Origin of the sequence: Kineococcus indalonis, assembly GCF_009906395.1 — a bacterium.
GTDB classification, from domain to species: domain Bacteria; phylum Actinomycetota; class Actinomycetes; order Actinomycetales; family Kineococcaceae; genus Kineococcus; species Kineococcus indalonis.
The window spans coordinates 1-2,839 of record NZ_JAAALM010000514.1 but is presented as its reverse complement, the minus strand read 5'-3'; the positions used below and the strand labels follow the sequence as shown (position 1 = coordinate 2,839).

The 2,839-nt window shown below is 80.1% G+C and carries 3 protein-coding genes; 1 reads left to right on the top strand and 2 read right to left on the bottom strand.

Features of this window, described 5'->3' with window-relative positions; all coding sequences use genetic code 11:
* Positions 1-232: 232 nt before the first annotated feature.
* Complete coding sequence (locus GTR00_RS18215; RefSeq protein WP_323132593.1) at positions 233-1,450, top strand: glycerate kinase; 1,218 nt, start codon at positions 233-235, stop codon at positions 1,448-1,450.
* Between the two features lie 43 nt (positions 1,451-1,493).
* Here GTR00_RS18215 and GTR00_RS18210 read toward each other — a convergent pair whose 3' ends face one another.
* Together GTR00_RS18210 and GTR00_RS18205 are read right to left on the bottom strand one after the other, a co-directional pair.
* Positions 1,494-2,291 carry an Fpg/Nei family DNA glycosylase gene (locus tag GTR00_RS18210; protein WP_166612990.1) on the bottom strand — a complete coding sequence of 266 codons (798 nt, stop codon included), beginning with the start codon at positions 2,289-2,291 and terminating at the stop codon, positions 1,494-1,496.
* 3 nt (positions 2,292-2,294) lie between these two features.
* Positions 2,295-2,768, bottom strand: coding sequence for a ribose-5-phosphate isomerase (locus tag GTR00_RS18205; protein WP_166612989.1), 474 nt, complete (start codon positions 2,766-2,768; stop codon positions 2,295-2,297).
* Positions 2,769-2,839: the final 71 nt, after the last annotated feature.

The window sequence follows — 2,839 nt, the reverse complement described above, 5'->3', positions numbered from 1 at the left end:
CCACAGCAGCACCGGCTGCCCGGGCGCCACGAGCCCCAGGCGGTAGGTGGGGTGCACGCAGCGGCGCAGCCGCACCGCGCCGCCGGGGCCCGCCGCCGCCAGCTCGGGCGGGTCGGAGGCCGTCTTCAGCAGCCAGCACGCCACGTCGCCGGCGCCCAGCCGAGGTCTCGCCACCCGCCCATCCTGCGCGCACCGGCCCCGCGCCGCCGCCCGCACCTGGCAGGCTGCCCCCGTGATCGCACCACCGCCGGTGTCGGCGCCCGTCCACGTCGTCGTGTCCCCGGACAAGTTCAAGGGGTCCCTGACGGCCGTCGAGGTCGCCGCGCGCGTGGCGGCCGGGCTGCGCGAGGGCTTCGCGCGGACCCTGCCCGCGCAGGGCCTGCGGGTGAGCGAGGTGCCCGTCGCCGACGGCGGGGAGGGCACCGTGGACGCCGCCGTCGCCGCGGGCTGGCGCCCGGTGGCCGCCGCGGTCACCGGCCCCACCGGCGAGCCCGTCACCGCCGCGTGGGCGCGCCGCCCCGGCGGCCCGGAGGCGCTGGTGGAGCTGGCGCAGGCCTCGGGCCTGGACCGGCTGCCCGGCGCGGTGCGCTCGGCGCTGGCGGCCACCTCCCGCGGCACCGGCGAGCTGGTGCGCGCCGCCCTGGACGACGGCGCCCGCGAGGTCGTCCTCGCCGTGGGCGGCAGCGCCTGCACCGACGGCGGCTCCGGCCTGCTGGCCGCCCTGGGCGCGCGCCTGCTGGACGCGCGCGGGCGCGACCTGCCCGACGGCGGCGGCGCGCTGGCGCACCTGGAGCGGGTGGACCTGTCCGGGCTGGACCCGCGCGTGCGCGAGGTGCGCTGGACGCTGGCCGCCGACGTGGACAACCCGCTGCTGGGCCCGCGCGGCGCCGCGGCCGTCTTCGGCCCGCAGAAGGGCGCCGACCCGCAGCAGGTGCGGCTGCTGGACGCGGCGCTGGCCCGCCTGGCCGACGCGCTGGTGGCCGCCGGGGCGCCCGAGGCGCGCGAGGTGCCCGGGGCGGGGGCCGCCGGCGGCACTGGCCTGGTGGCGCTGGGGCTGCTGGGCGCGCGGCGCCGGCCCGGCGTGGAGGTCGTGCTGGAGCTGGTGGACTGGCACCGGCGCGCCGCCGGGGCGCACCTGGTGGTCACCGGCGAGGGCAGCCTCGACGAGCAGTCCCTGGGGGGCAAGACGCCCGTGGGCGTGGCCCGGGCCGCCGCGGCGCTGGGCGCGCCGGTGGTGGCCCTCAGCGGCCGGCGCACCCTGGCCGAGGGGCGCTGGCGCGCGGCCGGCTTCGCCGATGCGCGCGCCCTGACCGACGTCGAGCCGGACACCGCCCGCTGCGTGGCGCAGGCCGGCCCGCTGCTGCAGGACGTGGCCCGCGGGCTGGGCGCGGAGCTGGCCGCCGCGGTCGCGGCCGGCGCACCGCTGCTGCCCCGGGCCGTCCCCGGCTGACCCGGGCCCCCGGCCCCCGGGTCCCCGGTCCCGGGCGCGGGCCTCAGGAGGGCTGGCAGGTGGGGCACCAGAACAGGTGCCGGGCCACCATCTGCGCGTGCTGCACCGGGGTGCCGCACACCCGGCACGGCTGCCCGCCGCGCCGGTAGACGTAGAAGCGGTCCTCCTCCGAGGGGGTCCCGCGCGCCTTCGAGCGGTGCGCCGGGCGCGTGGTGACGATGCGCCCGGTGCGCACGTCGGTGCCCAGCAGGTGCACCGCGTCCGCCCACAGCGCCCCCCACTCCTCGCGGGTGACGTCGCGGCCGGGGCGGTACGGGTCGATCCCGCAGCGGAAGAGCAGCTCGGCGCGGTAGATCGCCCCCAGGCCGGCGACGACCTCCTGCTGCATGAGCAGGGCCCCCACCGCCACGCGCGAGCGGCCCACGACCGCGAAGGCGCGCTCGGGGTCGGCGTCGGCGCGCAGCGGGTCCGCGCCCAGGCGCGCGTGCAGCTCGGCGGTCTCGGCGGCGGTGAGCACCTGGCAGGCGGTGGGCCCTCGCAGGTCCGCCCAGCCGCCCCCGCCGGCCAGGCGCGCGCGCACGGCGCCGCGCGGCTCGGGGGGCTCGCCCTCGCCGAGCGTCCACGTGCCGTACAGGCCCAGGTGCACGTGCAGCACCTGCTCCTCGCCGAGGTCCAGGAGCAGGTGCTTGCCGTGGGCGTCGGTGCCGCGCAGCAGGTGGCCGTCCACCAGCGCGGCGCCCTGCGCGAAGCGGCCCTGGGGGCTGCTGACCGACAGCCGCTGCCCGCCGAAGCGCTCGCGCAGCAGGCGGGCGTGGCGGTGGACGACGTTGCCCTCGGGCACGCCTCAGGCGTGCGGCAGCGGCGGCAGCTCGCCGGTGCGCGCGTACTCGTCGAGCATCTGGATGCGCCGCACGTGGCGCGGGTCCTCCGAGAAGGGCGTGGCGAGGAAGGTGTCGACCAGGGCGGTGGCCTCCTCGACGGTGTGCATGCGCGCGCCGATGCCCACGCACTGGGCGTCGTTGTGCTCGCGCGCCAGGCGCGCGGTGTCCTGCGACCACGCCAGCGCGCAGCGGATGCCCGGCACGACGTTCGCGGCGATCTGCTCGCCGTTGCCGGAACCGCCGATGACCACGCCCAGGCTGCCGGGGTCGGCGGCCACGGCCGCCGCCGCGCGCACCACGAACGGTGGGTAGTCGTCGGCGGCGTCGTACTGCGCCGCGCCGTGGTCGACGACGTCGTGGCCCTGCTCGCGCAGGTGCGCCACCAGGTGCTGCTTGAGCTCGAAGCCGGCGTGGTCGGTGCCGATGTGGACGCGCATGGCGACAGCTTGGCAGGCCCGCCCGGTGCGGGCCCGCCGGGTCCCGGCGCGGGGGCCGGACCCGGCGGGGC

Coding starts and splice junctions, on each gene's coding strand:
- GTR00_RS18205 (WP_166612989.1), bottom strand. CDS start 2,768: ATGCGCGTCCACATCGGCACCGACCACGCCGGCTTCGAGCTCAAGCAG.